The organism is Streptomyces sp. NPDC104367, from assembly GCF_055583825.1.
In genome coordinates this window covers 106203-130687 of sequence record NZ_JBVJND010000004.1, presented here as the reverse complement: position 1 = coordinate 130687, position 24485 = coordinate 106203, and the positions used below count along the sequence as shown (strand labels likewise).

Annotated in this window: 23 protein-coding genes and 1 riboswitch; of the genes, 8 read left to right on the top strand and 15 right to left on the bottom strand. The window is 72.4% G+C overall.

Annotation, left to right across the window (positions count from 1 at the left end; translation table 11 throughout):
- Window positions 1-8: 8 nt before the first annotated feature.
- Window positions 9-1211: an aminotransferase class I/II-fold pyridoxal phosphate-dependent enzyme gene (locus ACZ619_RS07885; protein ID WP_469595543.1), complete on the bottom strand. Its 1203-nt coding sequence runs from the start codon at window positions 1209-1211 to the stop codon at window positions 9-11.
- A 189-nt stretch (window positions 1212-1400) separates the two neighbouring features.
- Here ACZ619_RS07885 and ACZ619_RS07880 point away from each other — a divergent pair, with 189 nt between their 5' ends.
- Window positions 1401-2777 (top strand): S1 family peptidase, encoded by a 1377-nt coding sequence (locus ACZ619_RS07880; protein WP_469595541.1) that lies wholly within the window; start codon window positions 1401-1403, stop codon window positions 2775-2777.
- A gap of 49 nt (window positions 2778-2826) precedes the next feature.
- Here ACZ619_RS07880 and ACZ619_RS07875 read toward each other — a convergent pair whose 3' ends face one another.
- Together ACZ619_RS07875 and ACZ619_RS07870 are read right to left on the bottom strand one after the other, a co-directional pair.
- Window positions 2827-3012, bottom strand: a complete 186-nt coding sequence (locus tag ACZ619_RS07875) for a hypothetical protein (RefSeq protein ID WP_469595538.1) — start codon at window positions 3010-3012, stop codon at window positions 2827-2829.
- 141 nt (window positions 3013-3153) lie between these two features.
- On the bottom strand, window positions 3154-4296 hold the full coding sequence (locus ACZ619_RS07870; RefSeq protein WP_469595535.1) for an ROK family transcriptional regulator: 1143 nt from the start codon (window positions 4294-4296) through the stop codon (window positions 3154-3156).
- 142 nt (window positions 4297-4438) lie between these two features.
- On the opposite strand from ACZ619_RS07870, the gene ACZ619_RS07865 reads away from it, so the two are divergent.
- Complete coding sequence (locus ACZ619_RS07865; protein WP_469595533.1) at window positions 4439-5641, top strand: Gfo/Idh/MocA family protein; 1203 nt, start codon at window positions 4439-4441, stop codon at window positions 5639-5641.
- 35 nt (window positions 5642-5676) lie between these two features.
- Here ACZ619_RS07865 and ACZ619_RS07860 read toward each other — a convergent pair whose 3' ends face one another.
- Complete coding sequence (locus ACZ619_RS07860) at window positions 5677-6372, bottom strand: L,D-transpeptidase (protein WP_469595530.1); 696 nt, start codon at window positions 6370-6372, stop codon at window positions 5677-5679.
- 140 nt (window positions 6373-6512) lie between these two features.
- Between ACZ619_RS07860 and ACZ619_RS07855 the strand changes: the two genes are divergently transcribed.
- Window positions 6513-7904, top strand: coding sequence for a pyridoxal phosphate-dependent decarboxylase family protein (locus ACZ619_RS07855; protein ID WP_469595528.1), 1392 nt, complete (start codon window positions 6513-6515; stop codon window positions 7902-7904).
- On the opposite strand, the gene ACZ619_RS07850 is transcribed toward ACZ619_RS07855, so the two are convergent.
- On the bottom strand, window positions 7890-8708 hold the full coding sequence (locus tag ACZ619_RS07850; RefSeq protein WP_469595526.1) for an SDR family NAD(P)-dependent oxidoreductase: 819 nt from the start codon (window positions 8706-8708) through the stop codon (window positions 7890-7892). The genes ACZ619_RS07855 and ACZ619_RS07850 overlap by 15 nt on opposite strands.
- A 50-nt stretch (window positions 8709-8758) precedes the next feature.
- Between ACZ619_RS07850 and ACZ619_RS07845 the strand changes: the two genes are divergently transcribed.
- The gene (locus ACZ619_RS07845) at window positions 8759-9295 is read left to right on the top strand and encodes a hypothetical protein (protein ID WP_469595524.1); all 537 of its coding nucleotides are present in this window, start codon (window positions 8759-8761) and stop codon (window positions 9293-9295) included.
- Between the two features lie 201 nt (window positions 9296-9496).
- Here ACZ619_RS07845 and ACZ619_RS07840 read toward each other — a convergent pair whose 3' ends face one another.
- Together ACZ619_RS07840 and ACZ619_RS07835 are read right to left on the bottom strand one after the other, a co-directional pair.
- Window positions 9497-10126, bottom strand: a complete 630-nt coding sequence (locus tag ACZ619_RS07840; RefSeq protein ID WP_469595521.1) for an MBL fold metallo-hydrolase — start codon at window positions 10124-10126, stop codon at window positions 9497-9499.
- The gene (locus ACZ619_RS07835) at window positions 10126-11214 is read right to left on the bottom strand and encodes an S-(hydroxymethyl)mycothiol dehydrogenase (protein WP_469595520.1); all 1089 of its coding nucleotides are present in this window, start codon (window positions 11212-11214) and stop codon (window positions 10126-10128) included. The genes ACZ619_RS07840 and ACZ619_RS07835 overlap by 1 nt, the downstream gene beginning before the upstream one ends.
- Before the next feature lie 368 nt (window positions 11215-11582).
- Here ACZ619_RS07835 and ACZ619_RS07830 point away from each other — a divergent pair, with 368 nt between their 5' ends.
- A complete protein-coding gene (locus tag ACZ619_RS07830; protein WP_469595517.1) occupies window positions 11583-13352 on the top strand; it encodes an ABC transporter ATP-binding protein in 1770 nt (589 codons plus the stop codon).
- 104 nt (window positions 13353-13456) lie between these two features.
- Here the strand turns inward: ACZ619_RS07830 and ACZ619_RS07825 are convergent, their stop codons facing one another.
- Window positions 13457-13750, bottom strand: coding sequence for a hypothetical protein (locus tag ACZ619_RS07825; RefSeq protein ID WP_469595515.1), 294 nt, complete (start codon window positions 13748-13750; stop codon window positions 13457-13459).
- 173 nt (window positions 13751-13923) lie between these two features.
- Between ACZ619_RS07825 and ACZ619_RS07820 the strand changes: the two genes are divergently transcribed.
- The 3 genes from ACZ619_RS07820 (at window position 13924) to ACZ619_RS07810 (ending at window position 15417) form a co-directional block, all read left to right on the top strand.
- On the top strand, window positions 13924-14289 hold the full coding sequence (locus ACZ619_RS07820; protein WP_469595512.1) for a nuclear transport factor 2 family protein: 366 nt from the start codon (window positions 13924-13926) through the stop codon (window positions 14287-14289).
- On the top strand, window positions 14277-14444 hold the full coding sequence (locus ACZ619_RS07815) for a hypothetical protein (RefSeq protein ID WP_469595510.1): 168 nt from the start codon (window positions 14277-14279) through the stop codon (window positions 14442-14444). Before ACZ619_RS07820 ends, ACZ619_RS07815 begins: the two co-directional genes overlap by 13 nt.
- A 17-nt stretch (window positions 14445-14461) precedes the next feature.
- Window positions 14462-14544: riboswitch (ZMP/ZTP riboswitch) on the top strand.
- 24 nt (window positions 14545-14568) lie between these two features.
- Window positions 14569-15417, top strand: coding sequence for a bifunctional 5,10-methylenetetrahydrofolate dehydrogenase/5,10-methenyltetrahydrofolate cyclohydrolase (locus ACZ619_RS07810; protein WP_469595508.1), 849 nt, complete (start codon window positions 14569-14571; stop codon window positions 15415-15417).
- A 181-nt stretch (window positions 15418-15598) separates the two neighbouring features.
- Here the strand turns inward: ACZ619_RS07810 and ACZ619_RS07805 are convergent, their stop codons facing one another.
- From ACZ619_RS07805 to ACZ619_RS07775, 7 genes are all read right to left on the bottom strand, one after another.
- Complete coding sequence (locus tag ACZ619_RS07805) at window positions 15599-16162, bottom strand: hypothetical protein (RefSeq protein WP_469595505.1); 564 nt, start codon at window positions 16160-16162, stop codon at window positions 15599-15601.
- On the bottom strand, window positions 16063-17346 hold the full coding sequence (locus tag ACZ619_RS07800) for a hypothetical protein (protein WP_469595503.1): 1284 nt from the start codon (window positions 17344-17346) through the stop codon (window positions 16063-16065). Before ACZ619_RS07800 ends, ACZ619_RS07805 begins: the two co-directional genes overlap by 100 nt.
- 139 nt (window positions 17347-17485) lie before the next feature.
- Window positions 17486-19465, bottom strand: a complete 1980-nt coding sequence (locus tag ACZ619_RS07795; protein WP_469595500.1) for a ricin-type beta-trefoil lectin domain protein — start codon at window positions 19463-19465, stop codon at window positions 17486-17488.
- Window positions 19466-19640: 175 nt separating this feature from the next.
- Window positions 19641-20306, bottom strand: a complete 666-nt coding sequence (locus ACZ619_RS07790) for a TetR/AcrR family transcriptional regulator (protein ID WP_469595497.1) — start codon at window positions 20304-20306, stop codon at window positions 19641-19643.
- Window positions 20307-20489: 183 nt separating this feature from the next.
- Window positions 20490-22346, bottom strand: a complete 1857-nt coding sequence (locus ACZ619_RS07785) for a cellulase family glycosylhydrolase (protein WP_469595495.1) — start codon at window positions 22344-22346, stop codon at window positions 20490-20492.
- 206 nt (window positions 22347-22552) lie between these two features.
- Entirely contained in the window at window positions 22553-22921 is a 369-nt protein-coding gene (locus ACZ619_RS07780) for a hypothetical protein (RefSeq protein ID WP_469595492.1), read from the bottom strand.
- A gap of 245 nt (window positions 22922-23166) precedes the next feature.
- Complete coding sequence (locus ACZ619_RS07775) at window positions 23167-24318, bottom strand: PP2C family protein-serine/threonine phosphatase (protein ID WP_469595490.1); 1152 nt, start codon at window positions 24316-24318, stop codon at window positions 23167-23169.
- Window positions 24319-24485: the final 167 nt, after the last annotated feature.

Below are 24485 nucleotides of genomic sequence, written 5' to 3'. Positions count from 1 at the left end.
GCGGAAGTCTAGGCCGGGGGCCGCGGCCCGGTCACGCCCCGTCCGAGCGCCGCCGCCATCCGCCGTACCGCCTCGGTGAGCACCTCGGGCGAGGTGGCGAGGTTCAGCCGTACGTGTCCGGCGCCGCCCGTCCCGAAGGGGACACCGGAGTTCACCGCGACCCTGCCCCGCTCCAGGAAGACCTCGGCCGGATCGGCCGCGAGGCCGAGGGCGCGGCAGTCGAGCCAGGCGAGGTAGGTGGCGTCGGCGGACCGGTAGCGGACACCGGGGAGGTGACGGTCGAGCAGACCGGCGAGCAGGCGCCGGTTCTCGTCGAGGCCGGTGAGCAGCGCGTCCAGCCAGACGGTGCCCCCGGCGAGGGCGGCGGTGTGGGCGATGACGCCGACATGGCTCGGGCCGTGGGAGACCTCCTCCGGCAACCGGGCCAGGTCGGCGGCGGCCCCGGGTCCGGCGAGGGCCAGCGCGGCCTTGAGCCCGGCCAGGTTCCACGCCTTCGACGCCGACATCACCGACAGCCCGCGCTCCGCGCCCGGCACGCTCAGATAGGGCACGAAGGCGATGCCGGGCCGGGTCAGCGGGGCGTGGATCTCGTCGGCGACGACACGGACGCCGTACCGCTCGGCGAGGGCCGCCACGGCGGCGAGTTCGCCGGCGGTGTGCACGGTGCCGGTCGGGTTGTGGGGGCTGCACAGGAGGTAGGCGGCGCGTCTGCCGCCGAGACCGCGGAACGCCGACTCCAGGACGTCGGGGTCGATGCGCCCGTCGGCGCCGAGCGGGGCCTCCACCACACGGCGGTCGAGATGCCCGACGAACTGGTAGAAGGGCGGGTACACGGGCGGGTTGACGACCACCGGGTCGCCCGGCCCGGTCACGAGTCTCAGCATCTCGACCACCCCGAGCATCACGTCGGGGACGATCGCGGTGCGGGTCACGTCGAGCCCGTCCCAGCCCCAGCGCCCGGCGGCGAACGCGGCCAGCGCCTCGGCGTAGGCACTGCCCGCCGGATAGCCGGTGTCCCCGAGCGCCAGCGCGTCCGTGACGGCGCGCACGACCGGTCCGGCGAGCGGCACGTCCATCTCGGCCACCCACACCGGGAGCACGTCCTGCGGATAGGTGCGCCATTTCATGCTGGTACGGCGTCGCAGCCGGTCGAGGGTGAGGGCGCGCAGCGGGTTCGGTTCGCCCGGGTTCTCCTGCGGGATGCTGGCCATGAGCCTCAAGATAGGCGGCCGGTGTCCGTCGGGGAACGAGGCGTACGGCGGGGCCCACTCCCACGGGAGGGTAAAGATCAACGGTGGGGTGAACGCCTCCGGGCCGGGCCCCGTATGGAGAGCAGGGCGCTCGACGACCGGAGGGCCCCGCGGTGTGGGACACCGCGCGTTCGGGTTCGGGAGCCATGCATGAGGCACGCACGACGACGGGCCGTCCGGCGGGGGACGCAGCTGGCGGCGGTCGGCGGACTCCTCCTGGGAGGCGCGATGGTCACGACGGCCATGGCGAGCGAGACTCCCGGCACATCCGCCGCCCCTTCGAGCTCGGCCGCGGAGGCCGGTGACACCGGCGCCGCGCTGGTGGCGAAGCTCGGCACGGCCCGCACGGCGGGCAGCTGGATCGGCACCGACGGGAAGCCCGTGGTCGCGGTGACCGACAAGCGGGCCGCGGCGACGGTCGAACGGGCGGGCGCCGAACCCAAGATGGTGTCGCACAGCATGAACGAGCTGAAGGCGGCCACCGCCACGCTGCGCGCGGCGCCACGGGTGGCGGGTACCGCGTGGGCCGTGGACTACCGGACCAACCGGGTGATGGTGGAGGCCGACAGCACGGTCTCCGCCGCCGACTGGTCGGACCTGAGCCGGGTGGCCGCGGACATCGGCGGTTTCGTGCACATGGACCGCTCCCAGGGCAAGTTCACGACCCGCCTGGGCGGGGCGCAGCCGATCCTGTCGACGGGCGGGCGGTGTTCGGCGGGGTTCAACGTGACCAACGGGCAGACCGACTTCATCCTCACCGCGGGGCACTGCGGTCCGGCCAACACCATCTGGTTCGACGAGGGCCAGAGCAACAGCAACCAGGTCGGCACCACGGTCAACACCCAGTTCCCCGGCAGCGACTTCTCACTGATCCAGTACGCGTCCGGGAAGGCCGGCGCCAACGCGGACGTGGTCGCCATCGGCGACGGCAAGGGCGTGCGGATCACCGGGGCGGCTGATCCGGCCGTCGGGCAGCGGGTGTTCCGCAGCGGCAGCACCAGCGGACTGCACGACGGCACCGTGACCGCGCTCAACGCGACCGTCAACTACCCGGAGGGCACGGTCACCGGGCTCATCCAGACCAATGTGTGCGCCGAACCGGGCGACAGCGGCGGCCCGTTGTTCTCCGAGGGGATCGCGCTGGGCGTGACCTCGGGCGGCAGCGGCGACTGCACGGCGGGCGGGGTGACGTTCTTCCAGCCGGTGACGCGGGCGATGGCGGCGCTGAACGTCCAGCTGATCGTGACGAAGCAGGCCACCGGGGCGCAGAGCGCGTCGCCCACACCGTCCACGTCGGCGACGCACAGCGCGATCGCGCCGAGCGCGGCCTCGCCGGGGTCGACGGCGCCGGTCACCGGCACCTCGGACGAGACCGGTCTGATCGCCCGGATCACGGACACCCGCAACGTCGGGCCGGGTCTGCTGGTGATCGGGGGCAGTCTGATCGCCCTGGTCGCGGCGCGCTACTTCCGCTCGGAGCAGGACCGCAAGGCGTACCAGCGCTACTACTCGGCGACCTGGGGCTGACGGAGTCTACGAGAAGGGCACCCGCGGTGCGGGTGCCCGGGACGGACGGTCAGGCCGCCTGGTCCGGCTGCGGGGCGGCGGCCGCCCATTCGAGGACGAGCCGCTGGTACTCCTCGCGCTGCTCGGTGCTCAGTGTCCCGCCCGACCGGAGCCACAGGGCCCGGATCTCCTCGTTGACCTCGTCCGCCGATCGCTCGGTGACGGCTTCAACAGTGGTGGACATGGTGTGAAGCATATGCCGATCGACGTGAAGACGCCGTGAGTAAGTACGACTGATACGGACATAACGGACCGTGTTGCTCATCACGTCAATGCGTCGGGGCCACGAGGGAGTTCGCCGCGGGGCGGTGGCGGGTCCCGGACCGGAAGGGGCAGTTCAGCCCGCCGCCCCGCCGAGTACCAGTACCTGGATGGCCAGTACGGCCGCGCCGCGGGCCCAGTCGTGGAAGTCGGAGACCTTGGTCTCCAGGGCGACGGGGACCGCGAGCGGGTGCCGGTGGGCGCGGAGGGTGTCCCGGACCGCGTCCCCGGCCACCTCCATCAGGCCCACCCCCTCCCCCGCGAGCAGGATCTTCTGGGGCATCGCGAAGTTGGCGATCTGCGCCAGCAGCGTGCCCAGCGCCCGGCCGGCCTCGCCGATCACCCGGGCCGCCATCGGCTCGCCCGCGGCGGCGTCCGCCAGGATCTCCTCGTACGACGCGTCCCGGCCGGTGGCGGCCCGGATCTGGTAGCGGATGCTGGGGATGGCGAGCAGCGAGACCGCGCTGCCGCGCTCGCCCAGCGGGGTCAGCGGACCCTGGGGGTCGATGATCCAGTGCCGCCCGAAACCGCGGTCCTCCTCGGCACAGGGGACCCGCCGTCCGCCGAGCACCAGCCCGTAGCCGATGCCGGCGCCGATGGTCAGGACGGCGAACCGGTCCAGGCCGCGGCCGGCGCCGAACCAGGTCTCGGCCTCGACCAGGGCGGCCACGTCGTTCTCGACGACGACCGGCAGCCCGGTGCGCGCCCGCACCAGCTCGGCCAGCGGGACGTCACGCCACCGCAGGTACGGGGACTCGCCGACCACCGCGTGCTCCCGCACGAACCCGCCGACCCCGATGCCGATGCCCGCGAGGGCGGGGTGCCGGCCGGTCAGCTCGGCGGTCATCGCGGCCAGCAGGCCGGCGACCTCCTCGGGGTCGTGACCGGTGAGGGGCCGGTCCAGGCGGGCGACGATGTCGCTGCGGAGGGTGGTGACGACGCCGTACACCATCTCGTCGGTGATCTTGAAGCCGAGGAAGGAGCGGGACTCGGCGACCACGTCGAGCGGCTGCGAGGGCCGGCCCTGGCGGGACCCGCCCGGGGCGCCCGGGGCCTCCACGAGCAGGCCGGACTCGATGAGCGGCTTGGTGAGGCGGGTGAGGCTGCCCTGGGAGAGACGGAGCCGGCGGGCCAGCCCGGTCCGTGACAGCGGGCCGTTGACGAGCACCTCGATCGCCACGGAACGCTCCGCGGGGCTCAGCGGCAGCCAGTGGGTCACGGTACCCCTTTTCTTTTGGAACTGAAGCAACCGAACCCACCCTACTGTGCGCCGGGTGCGCCTCGGAAGCGCCGCCCTGCCACCTTTCCTGCTTCTCCCCGCCCCTTGACGGCGAGATTCTTCCGAAGCGAAAGTAACGACCATGACTTTCTCACTCGGCATCGTCGGTGCCGGCCAGTTCTCCGGCCAGTTCGCCACGCTGTTCCAGGCCCACCCCGGCGTCGGCGACGTCTACGTCACCGATCTGCTGCCGGAGCGCGCGGAGCAGCTCGCCGCCGCCCAGGGCCTGGCCGGCACCTTCCCGTCGTACGAGGCCATGCTGGAGTCGCCGGACGTCGACGCGGTCGCGATCTTCACCCAGCGCTGGACACACGGCCCGCTGGTGCTGCAGGGCCTGAACGCCGGCAAGCACGTGTACTCCGCGGTCCCCATGGCGATCACCACCGAGGAGATCGCCGCGATCATCGACGCGGTCAGGGCGACCGGGCTGACGTACATGATGGGCGAGACCAGCCAGTACAACCCGGCGACCGTGCACGCCCGCAACCAGATCGCCGAGGGCGCCTTCGGCCGGCTCTTCTACGCCGAGGGCGACTACGTCCACGACATGGACCTCGGCTTCTACGACGCGTACCGCTACAGCGGCGGCGAGAACTGGAAGTCGACCGCCAGCTATCCCCCGCTGCTCTACCCGACGCACGCGGTGGGCGGGGTGCTCGGCGCCTGGCAGACCCACGCGGTGAGCGTGTCCGCGATCGGCGTGGTCGACGACCGCGGCGACGGCGTCTTCGACAAGGACGTCAGCCAGTTCGGCAACGACGTCTCCAACGCCACCGCGCTGTTCGAGGTGGCGGGCGGCGGTTCGTTCCGCACCAACGAGTTCCGGCGGGTGGGCTACCCCTCGCACATCCGTGAGTCGCGCTTCCGGTTCTTCGGCACCGAGGCGAGCATGGAGCAGCTGGCGACGGTCGCGCTGTGGCAGGACAAGAAGGGCGTGCAGGACATCAGCGAGCTGCTGGAGCCCAAGCCCACCATGTCGCCGGACGACCCCTCGCTCCAGCACATCGCGCCGGAGCTGCGGGCCGCCTTCACCTCGGGTTCGGCCCCGGTGCACGACCGGGAGCGGCTGCCCCGGGAGTTCGACACCCTGCACAACGGGCACGAGGGCAGCCACCACTTCCTCGTCGACGACTTCGTGACGGCGGTCGGCACCGGCAGCCTGCCGACGGTGAACGCGTGGGTGGCCGCCCGCTACACCCTGCCGGGCATCATCGCGCACGAGTCCGCGCGGCAGGGCGGGGCCAGGCTGGAGATCCCGGACTTCGGGGACGCCCCGGAGAGCTGAGCCGAAGGCCGGGGACCGGCCGGGGCCGGGTGCCGTCAGGTGCCCGGCTTGCGGCCGTAGACGTAGACGTCGTCGCCCGTCTTCAGCAGCGACCAGTACTTCTTGGCGACCGCGGGGGTCATGTTCACGCAGCCGTGCGAGCCCGGCGGGTTCCACATGCTGAGGCTGACCGAGTGGAAGGCCTGGCCGCCGTCGAAGAACTGGCTGTAGGGCATCGGCACGTCGTACACCGACGAGACGTGGTCGATGTCACGCCAGTAGATCTTCTTCAGTCCGGTGCGGGTCTCGAACCCGTCGCGACCGGTACGCACCGGCACCGGGCCGTAGACCAGCTTGCTGCCGTCCTGGATCCAGGAGAGCTGGAGCGTCAGGTTCACGCAGGCGATGCGCCCCTTGTCCGTGGGGCACTTCCCGGCCTTGTTCGGGTTGTTCCCGACGGCCTTCTGCTTGTTCATGAGATCCATCACGCCCCAGGTGACGGACCCCGCGTACCCGACGGCGGGCGTGATGCCGTGCTTGTTCTGGAACGCCTGGATCGCCTTGCAGTCGGCGGTGGACTGCTTGCCGTCGACCGGCCGGCCGAGGAACTTCTCCACCTGCTTCTGGTACGGCCCGGCCTGTGTGGTGCAGCTCGCGGCCTGCGCCGGTACGGCGGAGAAGGCCAGCGCCAGCGGCGCGACGAGCCCGGTGACGCCGAGCACGACGACACCTCGTCTGCGTATGTCCCCCATATGCAGTCTGTCCCCTTCCTGTGTCTGGGATCTCGCCCTGGTAGACCCGGTGGTCCCGGGCATCGGTTGTAGCGCAGACCGGACCGTGACGAAACGGTTGCCTCAGGCCCCGCGTCATGGGTTGTCCTAGGCTGCGGCTCATGCACCCCGTACTGGCCGGCGACCTCGACCGGCTTCCCGAACTGCTCCGGTCCGCGCGTGACGTGGCCGCCCTTGAACTGGCCGGGCTGGACGAGCGGCCGGTGGTCGCGCTCGGGCCCGCACCCGCACGGGCGCCGCTGCCCGAGCAGGGGGAGGGCGGTGACGGCGCGCTGGCCCGGTTCACCGAGCGATGGGCGCCGGGTCTGTCCGCCTCGGCCGGGCCACGCTACCTCGGATTCGTCACCGGCGGTGTGACGCCCGCCTCCCTCACCGGGGACTGGCTGACCTCGGCCTACGACCAGAACATCTCCGGGGCCCTCGGTTCCTGGGGTGCCGCCCTGGAGCACGAGACGGTGGCCTGGCTGGCCGAGCTGTTCGGACTCGGCGAGGCGCACAGCGGGGCCTTCGTGACCGGCGCCACGATGTCGAACGCCGTGGGGCTCGCGATCGGCCGGGAATGGGCCGGGGAGCGGCTCGGGGTGGACGTCTCCCGGGCGGGCGCCGCCGCGCTCGGCCCGGTCGAGGTGCTCTCCGGCAGCCCGCACTCCAGCGTCACCAAGGCGCTGTCGGTGCTCGGCATCGGGCGGGACCGGCTGCGGCGGGTGCCGCTGCTGCCCGGCCGGGAGGCGGTGGACGTGGCCGCGCTGGACGCGGCGCTGTCCGCGCTGGACGGGCGGCCGGCGATCGTGGTCGCCAACGCGGGCACGGTGAACACCGTCGACTTCGACGACCTGCGGGCGATCGCCGCGCTCCGGGAGCGGCACGGCTTCTGGCTGCACGTGGACGCCGCGTTCGGCGGCTTCGCCGCGCTCTCCCCCGCGTACGCCCCGCTGGTGGCGGGCCTGGACGCGGCCGACTCGGTCTGCGTGGACCTGCACAAGTGGCTGAACGTCCCCTACGACGCGGCCGTCCAGTTCACCCGCCGCCGCGACCTCCAGGTGGCCGTGTTCCACAACGAGTCCCCCTATCTGGGCCTGCCGACCGGCGACCCGGACTTCCTGCACCTGACCCCGGAGAACTCCCGCCGGATGCGGGCGCTGCCGGCCTGGTTCTCGCTGACGGCGTACGGCCGGGAGGGGCACCGGGAGATCGTCGAGCGCAACGTCGCCGAGGCCCGCCGCCTCGGCTCGGGCATCGACGCCCTTCCCGGCCTGCGGCTGCTCGCCCCGGTCCGGCTGAACGTGGTCTGTTTCACCGTCACAGGCGATCCCTCGCAGGAGCGGGTGGACGCGCTGGCCCGGGCGGTCGCCGGGTCCGGGGAGGCGTTCCTCACACCGACGGTCCACGACGGGGTGCCGGCGCTGCGGGCGGCCTTCAGCAGCTGGCGCACCACCGAGGACGACACCCGGCGGGTGCTGGACGTCCTGGCGGCCGCCTCAGCCGCTCCCTGACGGGTGCCCGGCCTGCCGCTGCGGCCGCAGCGCCGCGTGGAACCCGCTGTGCACGGCGGTGAGGCCGCCGTCGACGCGCAGGGCGGTGCCGGTGATCCAGGCGGCGTCCCGGGAGGCGAGGAAGGCGACGGCGGCGGCGATGTCGGCCGGCTCGCCGACCCGGCCCAGGGGGTACAGGTCCCGAACGGCGTCGAGTTCGTCGTCCCGGCCCGCCCAGGCCGAGGTGCGGACCGTGCCCGGCTCCACCAGGTTGACCCGGACCCCGCGCGCGGCCGCGTGCCCGGCGAGGGTGCGGGTGAGCGAGACCAGGCCGGCCTTGGCCGCGCTGTAGGCGTGGTTGCCGAAGTCCGCCTCGGCGTTGACGGAGCCGACGCTGACGATCGCGCCCCGGCCGGAGGCGGCCAGGTGCGGGAGGGCGGCGCGGCAGCAGCGGTGCACACCGGTGAGCGTGATGTCGAGGTCCAGCGCCCACTCGTCGTCCGGCTGGTCCTCGTAGAGCGGCCGGTCCGGGGTGCAGTGGGCGGCGCTGTTCACCAGGACGTCGAGGGTGCCGAAGGAGGCGACGGCGCGCCCGACGGCGGCCTCCACCGAGGCGCGGTCGGCCACGTCACAGCCGAACGCCTCGGCCGCGAGGCCCTGTTCGCGCAGCGCGGCCGCCGTCCGCTGCGCCTCGGGCAGGTCCCGGTCGGTCACCAGTACCCGGGCGCCCTCCTCGGCGAGGCGGCGGGCGACGGCCGCGCCGATGCCCCGGGCCGCGCCCGTGACGAGAACCCCGTGTCCCGCAAAGCGGTTGAGTACGGTCATGGCACCGACCGTACGGGCGCGGCGATCAACCGGACAGATAGCGTGCGCACATGTCCGCGTTCTTGCAGCAACTCCCGGCCCTCATAGGCGTCGTGATCGGCGCGCTCGGTTCGTACCTCGCCGTGGTGCGGGGTGACCGGGCGCGGTTCCGGCGGGAGCAGGAGGCGCGCTGGGACGAGCGCCGGCTGACCGTGTACAGCGAGTACGCGCGGGCGCTGAAGAGATCGGTGAACCTGACGTACCGCGTCGCCTCCCACCTCGGCAACGACCCGCATCCGCATCCGCTGTCCCCGGCCGAGGCCGAACCGCTGCTGGCGGAGGCCACCGACGGGCGGGACCCGGCCGGGGAGGCGCTGATCATGCTGGGCAGCCCCGCGGTGGTGGAGCGGGCGCGGGCGTGGGTGACCACGGTGATGGAGATGGAGCGGTTCATGCGGTCGGGGACGGTCGACCCGGACGCCTGGCAGCGGCTGCTGGAGCGTCAGCGGGCCTGCCGCGAGGGGTACTACACCGCCGTCCGCGCGGATCTCGCGCTGCCTCCCGGCCATCCGGCGCGGTGGCCGACCGGGCCGGTCACCCCGGCGTGAGGGCGGGCCGGTTCACCGGCCGCCCGTGGTGTCGGCGGACATGTCTTCAGCGGGGCTGAGGACATGTCCGGCCTCCCGTTCTCCGTGTCCGACGACCGGTGTCCGTGTACAGGACACGTACCGGACGCGTGCGGGGTCACGGGAGGACCGGACATGCTCGGTCGCCTTCGACGGCGCGTCCGTCCGGGCCGTCCGGCGCCGTCAGTGGCCCCGGGCGATCCACTCCTCCAGGTGCGGTGCCTCGGCGCCGATGGTGGTCGGGTCGCCGTGTCCGGTCAGCACCTTGGTCTCCGGCGGGAGGCTGAGGAGCTTGTCCCGGATGGAGTCGATGATCGTCGGGAAGTGCGAGTACGACCGTCCGGTCGCGCCGGGACCGCCCTGGAAGAGGGTGTCGCCGGTGAAGACGGCGCCGAGGCCGGGGTCGTAGAGGCAGACGGCGCCGGGCGCGTGGCCGGGCGTGTGCAGCACCGTCAGGTCGGCGCCCGCGGCCTCGACGACCTGGCCGTCGGCCAGGTGGTTGTCGGGGTCGCGGTCGGGGTGGGTCTGCTTCCACAGCGGCAGGTCGTCGGGGTGCAGCCAGATCCTGGCGCCGGTGAGGTCCGCGAGGGCGGGCGCGGCGTCGATGTGGTCGTTGTGGGCGTGGGTGCAGATGATCGCCTTGAGGGTGCGGTCGGCGACCGCCTCGGCGATGGCCCGGGCGTCGTGGGCGGCGTCGATGACGACCACCTCGCGCTCGTCGCCCACGATCCAGACGTTGTTCTCGACGTCCCAGGTGCCGCCGTCGAGGCTGAACTGCCCTGCGGTGACAAGTCGTTCGATGCGCGTGGTCATCAGAGCACCACCACCGAACGCAGCACGTCGCCGCCGTGCATCCGCTCGAACGCCTTCTCCACCTCGTCGAGCTGGATGGTCTCGGTCACGAAGGCGTCCAGCGGCAGCCGGCCCTGGAGGTGCAGGTCGATCAGCATGGGGAAGTCCCGGGAGGGCAGGCAGTCGCCGTACCAGCTGGACTTGAGGGAGCCGCCGCGGCCGAAGACGTCCAGGAGCGGGAGTTCGAGCTTCATCTCGGGGGTGGGCACACCGACGAGGACGACCGTGCCGGCGAGGTCGCGGGCGTAGAAGGCCTGCTGGTAGGTCTCCGGGCGGCCGACCGCCTCGATGACGACGTCGGCGCCGAAGCCGCCGGTCAGCTCGCGGATCGCCTCGACCGCGTCGTTCTCACGGGAGTTGACGGTGTGGGTGGCGCCGAGGGCGCGCGCCTTCTCCAGCTTGCGGTCGTCGATGTCCACGGCGATGATCCGCGCCGCCCCGGCCAGCCGGGACCCGGCGACGGCCGCGTCGCCGACACCGCCGCAGCCGATCACGGCGACCGAGTCGCCGCGGCCGACGCCGCCCGTGTTGATCGCGGCGCCGATGCCCGCCATCACACCGCAGCCGAGCAGTCCGGCGACCGCCGGCGAGACCGCCGGGTCGACCTTGGTGCACTGGCCGGCGGCGACCAGCGTCTTCTCGGCGAAGGCGCCGATGCCGAGGGCCGGGGAGAGCTCCTGCCCGGTCGAGGCGAGGGTCATCTTCTGCTCGGCGTTGTGGGTGTTGAAGCAGTACCAGGGGCGGCCGCGCAGGCAGGCCCGGCAGTTCCCGCACACCGCACGCCAGTTGAGGATCACGAAGTCGCCGGGCGCGACGTCCGTGACGCCCTCGCCGACCGACTCGACCACACCGGCGGCCTCGTGGCCGAGCAGGAACGGGAAGTCGTCGTTGATGCCGCCCTGCTTGTAGTGCAGGTCGGTGTGACAGACCCCGCAGGCCTGCACCTGTACGACGGCTTCGCCCGGCCCGGGGTCCGGCACCACGATCGTCTCGACCCGCACGGGCTCGTTCCTGCCCGGTGCGATCACGCCGCGTACTTCCTGCGCCATGGCCCTGACCTTTCCTCGTTCTGCTGACATGCTGCGTTCCGACCCTACGCGTGACCGCCCGGTAACGGCACGGAGCACGTCGGTCGCCGCCGATCTTTCCGGCCGACCACACCACCTTCCCACCCCGTCCCCGCAGGCCATATACCCCCCGGGGTACCTCCACCACGGTGGTCGGCATACCCCCTGGGAGTGTTTCCCCCGGGAAGCGGGGCGTGGACCTGCGCGACCGGGGCGCCCGGGGTCGGCGGCTGCCTTCTCGCCGTACCGTCCCTGGTGGACGTGGCGCGGACGTGGCGGGGAACGGGGACGCGGCGGGGGTGGGCGGACGTAGCCTGGGGGCGCCGCCCACCGCCCGGACGAGGAGCACCGTGACCACCGCAGACGCAGTACCGCCGGGCGACCGCACCGGTCCCCCCGTGTTCCGGCTGCTCCTCTCCTACGTACGGCCGCACCGCCTGGCCCTGTCGGCCGGTGCCGCGCTCTCCCTGCTGACGGGCGCGACCGGGCTGCTGCTGCCCCTGGTGGCCAAGGGGTTGATCGAGGACCTGTCCCACGACCGTTCCATCACCGGCAAGTTGCTCGCCATGGCCGCTCTGGTGGTCCTCAACGCCGTCATGGGCGCGCTGGGTTCGTACGTGCTGCGGCGGACGGCCGAGTCGGTGGTGCTCGGCGCGCGGCGCACCCTGTCCTCGTATCTGCTGCGGCTGCGGATCGCCGCCGTGGACCGCACCGAGCCGGGCGACCTGATGGCGCGGATCACCTCGGACACCACCCTGCTGCGCGAGGTCACCACGGACTCGCTGGTCGCGCTCGGCACCGGCGGCCTCACCCTCGTCGCCACGGTCGTGATGATGGGGGTGGTCGACCCGGTGCTGCTCGCCGTCACGCTCGCGGTGATCGCCGGGGCGGGCACGGTGCTGGGCCTCATCGTGCCGCGCATCAACCGGGCGAGCCGCCGGGCCCAGGACGCGGTGGGCGTGATGGGCGCCTCGCTGGAGCGGGTGCTGGGCGCCCTGCGCACGGTGAAGGCCTCGGGCGCCGAGCACCGGGAGGAGCAGGCGCTGCACGCGGCCGCCGAGGAGTCCTGGCGGCAGAGCGTGCGCGCCGCCAAGTGGTCGGCCGCGGCGGGCAACACGGCGGGGCTGGCGATGCAGCTGGCGTTCATCACGGTGCTCGCGGTGGGCGGCGCCCGGGTGGCGACCGGCGCGATCGGGGTGGGCACGCTGGTGGCGTTCCTGCTCTACGTCTTCTACCTGATGTCGCCGATCCAGCAGGTCGTCGGCGCGGTCACCCAGTACCAGACCGGCGCCGGCGCGCTCGCCCGGATCCAGGAGGCGCTGCAACTGCCCGCCGAACCCGCCTCCGCACCGGCCGAGTTGCCGGCCCCCGGCGCCGAACCGGCCGCCGTCGCCTTCACCGACGTGCGCTTCCGCTACTCCGGCGAACTGCCCTACGTCCACCACGGGGTCAGCTTCGCGGTTCCGGCACGGGGCATGACCGCGTTCGTCGGCCCGTCCGGCGCCGGCAAGACCACCGTCTTCTCGCTCATCGAGCGGTTCCACGACCCCGAGTCCGGCGTGATCACCCTCGACGGCCGTCCCCTCTCCGACTGGGAACTGCCGCAGCTGCGCTCGGCCATCGGGTACGTCGAGCAGGACGCCCCGGTGCTGTCCGGCTCGCTCCGGGACAACCTGCTCCTCGGCAACCCGGAGGCGGACGAGGGCGCGGTGACGCGGGTGGTGAAGACGACCCGGCTGGACGGGCTGGTCGCGCGGCTGCCGCAGGGACTGGACACACCGGTCGGGCACCGCGGCACCAAGCTGTCGGGCGGTGAGCGCCAACGTGTGGCGATCGCGCGGGCGTTGCTGCGCCGGCCCCGGCTGCTGCTGCTCGACGAGGCGACCTCGCAGCTGGACGCGGTGAACGAGGCGGCCCTCAGGGACACGGTCGCCGACGTGGCGCGGTCGACCACGGTGCTGGTGGTCGCGCACCGGCTGTCGACGGTGACCATGGCGGACCGGATCGTGGTGATGGACGCCGGGGAGGTCCGCGCGGTGGGCACGCACCGGGAGCTGGTGGCGTCCGACCCGCTGTACGCGGAGCTGGCGGCGACGCAGTTCCTCGCCACCGGGCACTGACGCCGTCAAGGCGTCACGGCGTCCCACGGCGTCCCAATGTCACGGCGCCACGGCGGAGGGCCGCCCCTCGCGGGACGGCCCTCGGGATGCGGTCGGGACGGTCACTACCCGATACCCGGCACCAGGCCCATGACCGGCGCGGCCAGGTCGGTCACCTGGTGCAGCTCGCTCAGCTTGTGGACGTCGTTCAGTCCCTGCACCTGCTCCGAGACCTTCGGGATGCGGTCCTGGTACTCCACGGGGATGTCGCTGCGGGCCAGCGAGTCGAGCGTGCCGAGCGCGGTGAGCTTCCCGGGGTGCTGGGCGCTCGCGTCGGCCGCGTTCGCCAGCGGCGCGGCGAGGCCGGTGACCCCGACGGCCAGACCGACGGCGGCGACGATACGTCGTGTTGAGATCATGTCCTCAGCAACGGCCCCGGCGCCGGGCCGGACACGGGCTGCCGGCCGCCCTCACCCGTCAGGAGGAGCGCCGGCCCTGCGTTTGCCGAGCCCGGCGGGGCGGAGGACGCTCGTGGTGAGGGGCCCTCGCGGTCCGCTCCGCATCGGACCGCGGGCTCCCCCAGGAGGTCATCATGGGCACCGCGACAGGCTCCACCTTCGACACCGACACACTGCGCCGGGCCATAGAGGGGAACACCGGGAACACCCTTCTGTCGCTCTACGCGGACGACGCGGAGATCCGCATCGTCGACCGCAACACCCAGCCCAGCCGTCCCAAGGTCCTGCACGGCCGCAAGGACATCGCCGCGATGCTGGACGACGTCTACAGCCGCGACATGACGCACACGCTGGACCAGTGCATCGTGCAGGGCGACCGGGCCGCCTTCAGCGAGTCCTGCGAGTACGAGGACGGCGTCCGGGTGCTCGCCGAGTCGATGATCACGCTGCGCGACGGGAAGATCACCGAGCAGATCATGATCCAGGCATGGGACGAGTAGTCGCACGGACCGCGAGGGTCCAGGTCAGCTCCCGGTTGACCTGGACCTTCTCGGCGCGGGCCACGCTGGGACACGCCCGCCGCGCGCGTCCCCGGGCGTCGGTCCTGCTGCTGCGGGCGATCCTGCGGCACGCGCACCGCCGCGAGCGGCGCTGACCGGCTCGGTTACGCTGGGGGCGGACCGTGACTGGCGCTGAGGTGGAGCACCACCGGGGAGCGGTCCGCACTGTCGATGCCGTGCGCCTGGGCGATCAGAACCGATCGGCTCAGGAGTGTGCCCATGACCCAGGCCCGTCTCATGGACGGAACCGCCGTCGCCCGCCGTATCGTCGAGGAGAGCGCGCGGCGGGCCGCCGGTCTCACCGCACGCACCGGCGTCACGCCGTGTCTGGCGACCGTGCTGGTCGGCGAGGACCCCGCCTCCGTCACCTACGTCCGGATGAAGCAGAACCGCAGCCGCAAGGCCGGTATCGCCTCCCGGCACGTGGCCCTGCCCGCCACCACGACCACCGAGGAACTCGTCGGCACCCTGCGGGAGTTGTCGGCCGATCCGGCGGTGCACGGCATCCTGCTCCAGCACCCGGTGGGCGAACACGTCGACGAGCGGGCCGCGTTCGAGGCGATCGCGCCGGAGAAGGACGTGGACGGCGTGACCTTCGCGTCGTTCGCCGCCATGAGCTTCGGTCTGCCGGGCTTCGTCTCCTGCACGCCCGGCGGCATCCTGCGCCTGCTCGACGCGTACGGCGTCGACCCGGCGGGGAAGCGGGCGGTGGTCGTCGGGCGCAGCGCGATCCTGGGCAAGCCGGCCGGCATGCTGCTGCTCGCCCGGGACGCCACGGTGACCTACTGCCATTCCCGCACCCGGGACCTGTCGGCGGCCGTCCGCGAGGCGGACATCGTGGTCGCCGCCGTCGGCCGGCCGCGTCTGATCCGCGGGCAGGACGTCAAGCCGGGCGCGGTCGTGCTCGACGCGGGCTACAACGACGGGAACATCGGTGACGTCGACTTCGACTCCGCCGTCGAGCGGGCCTCGCTGATCACGCCGGTGCCGGGCGGTGTCGGTCCGATGACCATCGCCGTCCTGCTGGAGCAGACGGTCGAGGCGGCCGCCCGGCAGCTCGGGGTGTGAGGGTCAGCGCAGCCGGGCGCCGTACTCCATGACGTCCGCGGCCCGCACGCCGTACGCGGTTGGGCACCTCGTGGCGCCGTACGGCGGACCGGGGCCGGGAGCTGCGTCACGCGTACGAGCAGCGGTACCGGCGCTGCGCCGGCGGCGCCCGGTCTGTTTCCTGGGCCGGGCTGCGCCCTGCTCACCGCGGTGGTGCCGGCGGCGGGCGCCGGCCAGGACGTCTGCCGGGGGTGGACGACATGCCACTGGAGGTCGACGCCCCGGGTGTCGGCGGGCTGGGTGTCGCCCCGTGGCCGCGGCCGTGCCGGTGCCGCCGACGGGCACCGTGCCGAGGTCGACGGCGTCGCCGGTCAGGGCCGCGCCGGAGGGCCAGCAGGTGGCCGTCGCGGGTGTCGACGTAGACGCGTCCCCCGTCGGTGGCCGGTACCGAGAACTTCGAGGCCGTGCCGATCGGGGCGGACCGGAGCAGCTTCATGTGTCCGTCGACCGGTACGGCGCTGTAGGCGCGCAGTTGGGCGTTGGAGCCGCTGGAGCCGTCCGCGCGCACGGCCCAGACGACGGCCGAACCGGCGGTGGTGCCGGTGGAGGTGACGACCGGTGAGCCCGAGGTGTAGCCGAAGGTGTCGGTGCTGGAGCCGGTGTTGCTCAGCGCGGGCGGACCGGTGCCGGTGACGCCGTACCGGAAGGCGCGCAGCGGGCCGCGGCTGCCGATGGTGTAGACGTAGCCGCCCTCGCCGCCGAACATGCCCGGGTGGCCCCAGACGCCTTCGTGGGGTCCGAAGGAGCCGAGGACCCGGTCGGTGCCGCCGCTGCCCCGGCTCCGGCCGCCGAGGTCGTCGCGGTCGAGCGGGAAGAGGCGGCCGTCCTTGCCGATCCGGACCAGGAGCCTGGGGTGCTGGGGGTGCCGAAGGCCGGGTCGGGCAGGGCGACCGGGCCGCCGGAGCCCAGGCCGGTGTCGTTCTGGTCGAGGGTGGGGGCGTCGGCCGGGCTGATGAAGTCCTGGGCGGACATCGTGCCGTCGCTGTTCACGCCGAGCCTGACCACCGACTCGGCGAGCTGTCCCGGCGGCTTCGCACCGGGGCCGGGGGCCGGGGAGATGCCGTTGCCGGTGGAGAAGAGGATGCGGCCGGGTCCGTCGGAGACCAGGCCGCCGCCGCTCATCCAGATGCCGGCCATGCCGTTGGCGGCGGAGTTCTCGGTGGCCCACAGGGTGGTCCTGCTGCTGGCGGTGTTCACGCCGAGGACGTAGCCGACGTACGGGTTGTGGTCGCAGTGCGAGGCGAAGGCGACGTACACCGAGCCGCCCGTCAGCAGCAGCCCGGGGCGCTGGCCGGCGGTGAAGGCGTTGAAGGGGTGGGCCGGGTCGTTGACGGGGGCACCGGCGACCTTCACCGGCCAGCCGGTGCGCTCGGCGCCGGTGGTGGCGTCCAGGGCGTGCACGTACCGGCTGGGGTGGGAGGTGTCGGCGCCGTCGTTGACCTTGGCGGTGAGGTGGACGGTGCCGGTCGCGGGGTCGTGGACGGGGGTGGAGGTCACGCCGAGGTCGGGGACGAGGTCGCCGCAGCCGATGGCGGCGGCGGGCCAGGGCGCGCCCAGGCCCCTGGACCAGTGGACGGCGCCGGTGGCCGAGTCGATCCCGTGGACGAGGTTGTTCTCGGTGGCGACGACGACCGTCCGGCCGACGGCCAGGGGCTGGGCGTCGACCTGCCCGTCGACGGCGGTGGAGAACTGCTGCCCGAAGTCGGAGCTGGTCACCTGGTCGGGGGCGAGGCCGGGCTCGTCGGCGTCCCAGCCGGTGCGCAGGGTGTCCCGGGAGACGGTGGCCTCGTCGGCCGCCGCCCCGGTCGCGGTGACGCCGGTCAGGAGCAGACACACCGTCACCAGCAGCGCGGGCAGGGCTGACCGACGACGGGTGCGCCGCTTGAGCATGGGGGTGTCTCCGCCCGGTCGCGAGGGCGGAGAACGGCATGATCCCGCCGACGCTCGTGATCGGCGGGACCGGCGGTACGACGACCGTTCCGGGCGGCCCCTGCCGCGGGGTCCACCCGGACGGGTCGGCCGGCCCCGGTCAGCTGCGGCTCCACTGCTGGTTGGTGCCGCCGTTGCAGGTCCACAGCACCAGGGTGGTGCCGTTGGCGGTCGCCGCGTTGTACGCGTCCAGGCACAGTCCGGCGTTGACGTTCGTGATGGTGCCGTCCGCGTTGATGTTCCACTTCTGGTTGTTCTGGCCGTTGCAGTCCCAGATCACGACCTTGGTGCCGTTGGTGGTGCCCAGGTTGTAGGCGTCCAGGCACTTGTTGCCGTACACCACGAACTCCTTGCGGGAGGTGTACGTCCAGGCCTGGTTCTGGCCGCCGTTGCAGTCCCAGAGCTCCGCCTGGGTGCCGTTGGTGATGGTGTTGTCGTAGACGTCGGCGCAGCGGCCGGACGCCCCGCCCACGATCAGTGTGCCGTTGGTGCCGGGGATCGGGCTGACCGTGAGGGAGCCGAGCGTGGGCAGTGAACTCCCGGTGAAGGTGAGCGAGTTGCCGGATCCCTTGCTGAGGTGGACCTGTACCGAGACCGTGCCCTGCGCGGAGCCGGTCGGCGGGAAGGAGACGGTCGTGGCGGTCTGGCCGTTCACCTGGAGGGTGCCGGTGACGGCGGTGGAGCCGGTGTTGGTGTAGGCGACGTCGACGACGTCCAGCCCGGTGCTCGCGGCGCTCACGCCGGTGTACCTGCCGGTGGAGGTGGCGCCGTAGCTCGTGCCGGACGCCTCCGTGCCGCCGCCGACCTTGAGCATCACCGAGCCGCCGGCCGGCACACTGGCGGTGTAGCTCGTGCTGTACGAGCCGAGGTTCGACTGCGCCCACAGGTCGCGGACCGTCGCGGACGCGCCGGTCAGGCCGAGGTCGGACCAGCGGGCGGTGATGTCCGCGGCGGCGGAGGTGCGGTTGAGCAGCACGACCGCGCGGTTGCCGGTGCCGGCGAGGACCTTGCTGTAGACCTGGAGTCCGGTGGTGTCCTCGGCGACCTTGACGCCCTGGAGGCCGCGCGTGTCCTGGTCGACGGCGACGACGTCGGAGTTCTTGAGGATGGCGGCCGTCTCGCTGGTCATCGCGGTGAGGTCGTTGCCGGCCAGGAGCGGGGCGCCGGAGATCGCCCACAGGGCCATGTGGGTGCGGTTCTGGGCGGCCGTGAGGCCGGACATGCCGACGGTGAGCATGTCGGGGTCGTTGTAGTAGCCGGTGTGCTGGGCGGCGGGGTGCAGGGTCTGGTCGAAGTTGGACAGCACGGCCGACTGCGAGGCCGTGCCGCCGTAGTAGTAGATGTCGGTGCTGGTCCGCCACATGGTGCCGAGGCCGGTCGCCCAGTTCCAGGTGTTCTGGTAGCCCCAGTTGCAGAGGGACAGGGTCAGCGGGCGGCCGGTGGCGGCGGCGGCCGTGGTGACGGCCGAGCTGATCGACTTGTAGGTGGTGGCCGCGTCCAGGCCCTCGGCGTCGCCGCCGCACCAGTCGACCTTCACGAAGTCGAAGCCCCACTTGGAGAACTGGAGCATGTCCTGGGCGTAGTGCCCCTCGCTGCCGGTGCCCGCGGCGGCGGGCCGGCCGGTCGGGTAGTAGTAGCCGCAGCCGTTGTACCCGGCGTCGGTGTAGATGCCGGCCTTCAGGCCCTTGCTGTGGATGTAGTCGGCGATGGCGCTCATGCCGCCGGGCCACTCACCGGTGTCGACGGTGATGTTGCCGTCGCTGTCGCGGGTGCCCTGCCACCAGCCCTCGTCGATGTTGATGTACTTGTATCCGGCGTCCGGGAGGCCGGCCGCGACGAACGCGTCGACCTGGGCCTTGATGACGCTGTAGTCGATCTTCGCGGCGAAGCTGTTCCAGGAGGCCCAGCCCATCGGGGCGGTGGGCACCGAGACCTGCGGGACCGTCGCCGCCCGCGCGGGTCCCGGCGTGGCGAACAGGAGCGCGGCGGCGGCCGTCAGGGCCAGGGCGAGGGTGCGTACGGCGGCGGCCCACAGGTGCCGTACGGGACCGCCGGCGGTCGGTCTGTGCGGGGGGTACATGCGGCTCCTCCACGGGGGTGCACGAGGGGGGTACGAGAGAGGTGCGGCTCACCACATTCGAAATGCCGAACACAGATCGGTTCTCCGAACATGTCGCGGGCCGACCGTAGAGCCGCCCGGGGGTGAAGTCAACGGCTGTGACAGGCGTGAACTCACGCTCTCCGCAGGGGCGTTGCTAGCGCGTGCGCCCCGACGTCCACCCCTCCGGCCGCAGGATTCCCACCAGCAGCCGGACCAGTTCCTCCACGACGTCGTCCAGGCTCGCGTCCACCCGGCCGGCGCTCCAGTCGTGCAGCAGCCCGTTCACACTGCCGATGAACGCCGTCGCCGCCAGCCGGTAGTCCCGCGGCGCCGCGACCCCCCTCGCCACCGCCGCGTCCGCCTCGGTGCAGATCAGTTCCACCCACCGCGCCCGCCGCGCCAGCCGCTGCTCCTCCAGCCGGGGGCTGACACCGATGATCTCCACGAAGGCGATCCGGATCCGGCGTGGGTCCGAGGTGACGTCCCGCGCGTACGCCCGGAACAGCACCGTCACCCGCTCGACCAGCGGCAGCGGCTCCGCCTCGGGGAACGCCGCGACCACCGCCCGCTCCGCCCACCCGTTGATCTCCAGGTGCAACGCGGCGAGCACGTCCTCCAGCGTCCGGAACTCCTCGTAGAACTGACGGGTCGACAGTCCGGCCGCCTGGCTGAGCGCGGCGACCGTCGTGGCACCGAACCCCGGCGTGTCACCGAAGAGCCGGAGCGCCGCGTCCAGGAAGCGCCGGCGCCGCTCGGCCTTGCGCTCCTCGGCGGACCGGCCGCCGTAGCGACCCGTCGGTGCCTTGATCCTGCCCGCCAAGACTGCCCCCTCCGTCATCCACTTGACGGCCAATTTTGTCGTGTACGCCTCTTGCGGAGTAAGGCACCCCTCCTTACTTTTCAGTAAGTTCGTTCTGAACGCGCCTGTTTTCAGTTTGCGCGTCCGTCCCGTACCAGGCCTCGGCCCCCGGGACACGGTGCGTCCCGGGGGCCGAGGCACGGCTCAGAACTTCGACGCGACCCAGGCGGCCAGCTCCGCCTTGGCCGCGTTCAGCACGGTGGAGCTGGGTGAGGTCGCCCCGTTGGTCACCAGCGCGAAGTGCAGCACGCCGGAGTCCGAGTCGGTGAGCAGCAGTCGGCGACTGCCCGTCCCACCCGGTTCGACGGCCACACCGACGGGCGTGGAGGACGTGTACGACGGGGGCGCGTAGGACGTGCCCAGGTCGGAGACGACGGTGGTGGACGCGGTCGGGAAGGAGGCGGGCAGGTGCAGTTCGGTGGGTGCGGTGGCGCTGCCGGAGCGCCAGACCTGGACGGCGTACTGGCCGGAGCCGACCAGCGCGGCCACGTTCGGCAGCGAGCTGGGCACCGGGTTCCAGGTCAGGGTCGTGGAGCCGTCCCGGGAACGGTCCTCGTAGGTGAAGGCGAGGGTGGAGCCGGAGGTGGCGCCCGGGTAGACCCGGTCGAGCAGCCGGGCGTCCTGACGGAGCGTCACCGTCCCGGAGTCGTCCGTGTTCACGGCCGAGAGGTCCTCGTCGTTCCAGGCGTCGCCCGAGGTGAGGACCTTGCTGGCGTTGTCGTTCATCAGCTCGTGGTGACGGCCGTTGTAGATGTCCCACTGCCACTGGGTGCCCGAGAGCACCGGGCCGGAGGAGGCCGGTGTGGACCACCAGTTCGCCCCGGAGAGGCGGGAGTCGAGGGCCTGGTACATCGCCTTGTCGACGGTGGGCGCCTTGCCGGCGGTGGTGCCGGACAGCGGGTGCCCGAACTCGCTGACGATCGCGGTGGTCCCGGCCGCCGAGGCGCGGTCGCGGATGGTGCCGAAGTCGGTCGAGTACTGGCCGTCGGCGGCGTTCCCCCACATCAGGACGCCGGAGATGGCCTTCTGGTCGTAGAAGTGGGTGTTGAAGACGTAGCGGGAGCCGAGCGTGCCCGCGTCGAGCAGGCCGCCCTCCTGGTTGGTGACGTTGCCGTTCCAGTAGAGGTTGGGCTCGACGAGGGCGGGCTTGCTGGTCCAGCCGGCCGCGTCCATGCGGGCCCGGAACTTCTGGTAGAAGGGCCACAGCCGGTTCTGCTCCCAGGTGCGGGAGGTCTCGCCGGAGTCGTAGGACCCGGCGTACGGCTCGTTGTAGGGGTCGAAGCCGACGATGCCCGCGAACTCGTCGGACGACAGGTGTCCGGCCAGGTAGGTCATCGTGGTCTGGGCGGTGGCCAGGAAGTAGTCCTGGAGGCCGTAGTTGTTGTGCCAGAAGTCGTACTGGGCCTTCTGGACGGCCGCGTTCTGGGTGATGTTCTGGCCCCAGAAGAGGCAGATGCCGCAGGACTCGGTCGGGTAACCGCCCAGCGCGACGGCCCACTTGGGGGCGCCGTCACCCGTGTACCAGCTGCCCGAGTTGAACAGGTAGCGGGAGTACAGGTCCTGGTGGAAGTCGGGGAAGACGCGGATGCCGGCGTCGAGGAACGCCTGCATCTGCGCGGTGACGGCGGCCAGGTAGGTGGTGTCGACCTGACCCTGGGTGGGTTCGGCGTGCGCCCAGGAGAGCAGGAAGCGCACGGCGTTGCCGCCGCCGAGGGCGCGCAGCGCGGTCGCGGACTTCTTCGCGTCGGCGACCGACGCGAAGGGCAGGCCGCTGTTCTCCTCCAGCTTGGTCTCGCCGGAGACGTTGTAGCCGCGCAGCACGACCTCACGGCCCTGGCCGTCGACGAAGCGTCCGTTCTGCACGGTGAGCGAAGTGCCGTCGAACCAGAGGGAGTCGGATGGGGTGGCAGCGGTGGCGGACGGGGCGCCCGCCACCGCGAGGAATCCACAGAGGACAACCAGGACAACGATCAGACGCGCCCGGATAGTAGTCATGTCCATTACAGTCAGGCCATGTCCGGACACAGTCAATACTTCTGACTCACCAGTAAGTTGCGTGTCCTCCCGCCCGCCCCACCACCCGACCCGTCACACCCCACAGCCACTCCTCACGTCGCACCGGCCGCATGGACCCAGCACCCGAAGTGACGTGGCCCGCCGCGGACTTCCGAGGCGGGCCACGCGCCGAGCGGGAACACCGAGAGCGGTTACTGCACGGTCACACCGACGGTGGGAGAGTGGGTCTGGCCGGAGGTCACACGGAACTGCTGGCTGCCCTTCATGTGGACCCGGGCGGCGAAGGCGTAGGTGTCGGCCTTTTTCACCTTGGAGTTGACGTGGACCGGTATCCACTTGCCGTTCCTGTCCATCTGGAGCATGATCGACGCCCCGGGCCTGATGCCCGAGGTGTGTCCGGCGAACCGGACCGTCTGGCCGGCCTTCACGGTCGTGGGACTCGCCTTGACCGTGATCGAGGCCGGATTCGACGGCGGCGTTGTTGCCGCCACGGCTCCGCCGGCGCCCACGGACAGCAGCGCGACGGCCAGCCCTGATGCAGCGAATGCACGTGCTCGCACGTACATGGCGGCCTCCTTGGAGGAGAAGGACGCCCCGCAAAAAGAAGACATCACGGGGTGTTTCGTACGAAAACCACCCTAGTCCTCGGATGCGGGCGGTCCCCCGGATCCGGGCCCCCGGTCCGACCGCAACGTAAGAGGTGGGTATGAGGGCCGCGACGGCCCGCCCCCCGAATCCTCCTGAGGCATCGCCGAGTCCACCATGCGGACAAAACTATTGCCTGCCGGTTACCCGCGCGGCGCGGTCAGGGCCGGTGGAGTCCGCCGGACCCGTGCGCGCGTCCCAGGCGGTGGTGCGAGCGTGAGGCGGCGGCGCGACGGACGCCGACCAGGGCCGCGTCGTCGCCGAGACGTCCGCCCGCGTGGGCGATCAGATCACGTCCGAGGTGGCGCAGGAGTGCGTCGGGGTCGCTGCCGGCCCACCGTGCGGCACGGTCCGCGAGCGGATAGAACGCGCCGTCGCGGTCGCGGGCCTCCACGACGCCGTCCGTGCAGAGGAGCAGGGTGTCCTCGGCGGCGAACGGCACGGTGTCGAGGGGGTGGTCCTCGGCGCCGGTCACACCGATGCCGAGCGGGGGCGCGGGGCGCAGGGTCGGGACACGCACGCCGCCGTCCGCGGTGAGCAGGAGGGGCGCCAGGTGACCGCAGCTGGTGAGCCGGACGACGGGCTCGTCGTCGGGGATCTCCAGCAGCAGGGCCGTGACGAAACGCTCCCCGGCTTCGCTCTCCGGTTCGAAGTCGGCGAGGTGGCGGGCGACGCTCCGGTCCAGCGCGGCAGCCAGCGCGGGCAGGCCGGCGTGCCGGTGGGTGGCTTCCCGGAAGGCGCCGAGGACGACGGCGGCCTCCCCGATCGCGGGCAGGCCCTTGCCCCGCACGTCGCCGATCATCAGGCGGGCCGCGCTCCCGGTGTGCGCGGCCGCGTAGAGGTCGCCGCCGATCTGGGCCTCGTCCTCCGCGGCCAGATAGAGACAGGCGAGCCGCAGCGTACCCAGCCGGTCCGGCAGGGGCCACAGCAGCACGCGCTGCGCGGCTCCGGCGACCGAGCGGACCTGCGCCAGCTGCCGGCCGCGCCGGTCCCGCACCACGCACATGACCACGACGAGAGCGGAGAGCGCGGCGAGAGCGACGATCTGCACGGTCACCCCCCGCGAGGGCAGCAGACCGGACCGCCAGCCGAGGAACGTCTGGGCCGCCACGGCCAGGGCTCCGACACCTGCCGTCACCCGGGGGCCCTCGAACCACGCGGCAAGGGCGGGCGCGATCACCAGCAGCGGCCCGAGGACGATGTCGGCCGGGGTCACGGTGTCCGCGACCGTGATCAGCGCGACGAGCCCGACCGGGATCAGCAGCCCCGCATGACGCGGCCGCCAGAACCGCCCGGGGCCGGAAGAACGCACGTGCCCGGAGCTCACACCTTCCACAGTGGACCGTCGGGCAACGATCAGCGAGCGAAACCCCTGACCCCAGGACGGAATGCGACGCGCTCTGGCATACAAGAAGCAGTAAGTCATCCCGCAAAGAGACCGTCAAGGGCGCGGTGCCACCGGATCGCCCGCCGGGCTCC

Coding starts and splice junctions, on each gene's coding strand:
- ACZ619_RS07835 (WP_469595520.1), bottom strand. CDS start 11,214: ATGGCGCAGGAAGTACGCGGCGTGATCGCACCGGGCAGGAACGAGCCC.
- ACZ619_RS07785 (WP_469595495.1), bottom strand. CDS start 22,346: ATGGACATGACTACTATCCGGGCGCGTCTGATCGTTGTCCTGGTTGTC.
- ACZ619_RS07845 (WP_469595524.1), top strand. CDS start 8,759: ATGTCCGCGTTCTTGCAGCAACTCCCGGCCCTCATAGGCGTCGTGATC.
- ACZ619_RS07825 (WP_469595515.1), bottom strand. CDS start 13,750: ATGATCTCAACACGACGTATCGTCGCCGCCGTCGGTCTGGCCGTCGGG.
- ACZ619_RS07865 (WP_469595533.1), top strand. CDS start 4,439: ATGACTTTCTCACTCGGCATCGTCGGTGCCGGCCAGTTCTCCGGCCAG.
- ACZ619_RS07855 (WP_469595528.1), top strand. CDS start 6,513: ATGCACCCCGTACTGGCCGGCGACCTCGACCGGCTTCCCGAACTGCTC.
- ACZ619_RS07805 (WP_469595505.1), bottom strand. CDS start 16,162: ATGTTCGGCGGCGAGGGCGGCTACGTCTACACCATCGGCAGCCGCGGC.
- ACZ619_RS07815 (WP_469595510.1), top strand. CDS start 14,277: ATGGGACGAGTAGTCGCACGGACCGCGAGGGTCCAGGTCAGCTCCCGG.
- ACZ619_RS07795 (WP_469595500.1), bottom strand. CDS start 19,465: ATGTACCCCCCGCACAGACCGACCGCCGGCGGTCCCGTACGGCACCTG.
- ACZ619_RS07880 (WP_469595541.1), top strand. CDS start 1,401: ATGAGGCACGCACGACGACGGGCCGTCCGGCGGGGGACGCAGCTGGCG.
- ACZ619_RS07810 (WP_469595508.1), top strand. CDS start 14,569: ATGACCCAGGCCCGTCTCATGGACGGAACCGCCGTCGCCCGCCGTATC.
- ACZ619_RS07885 (WP_469595543.1), bottom strand. CDS start 1,211: ATGGCCAGCATCCCGCAGGAGAACCCGGGCGAACCGAACCCGCTGCGC.
- ACZ619_RS07875 (WP_469595538.1), bottom strand. CDS start 3,012: ATGCTTCACACCATGTCCACCACTGTTGAAGCCGTCACCGAGCGATCG.
- ACZ619_RS07840 (WP_469595521.1), bottom strand. CDS start 10,126: ATGACCACGCGCATCGAACGACTTGTCACCGCAGGGCAGTTCAGCCTC.
- ACZ619_RS07800 (WP_469595503.1), bottom strand. CDS start 17,346: ATGCTCAAGCGGCGCACCCGTCGTCGGTCAGCCCTGCCCGCGCTGCTG.
- ACZ619_RS07820 (WP_469595512.1), top strand. CDS start 13,924: ATGGGCACCGCGACAGGCTCCACCTTCGACACCGACACACTGCGCCGG.
- ACZ619_RS07850 (WP_469595526.1), bottom strand. CDS start 8,708: ATGACCGTACTCAACCGCTTTGCGGGACACGGGGTTCTCGTCACGGGC.
- ACZ619_RS07860 (WP_469595530.1), bottom strand. CDS start 6,372: ATGGGGGACATACGCAGACGAGGTGTCGTCGTGCTCGGCGTCACCGGG.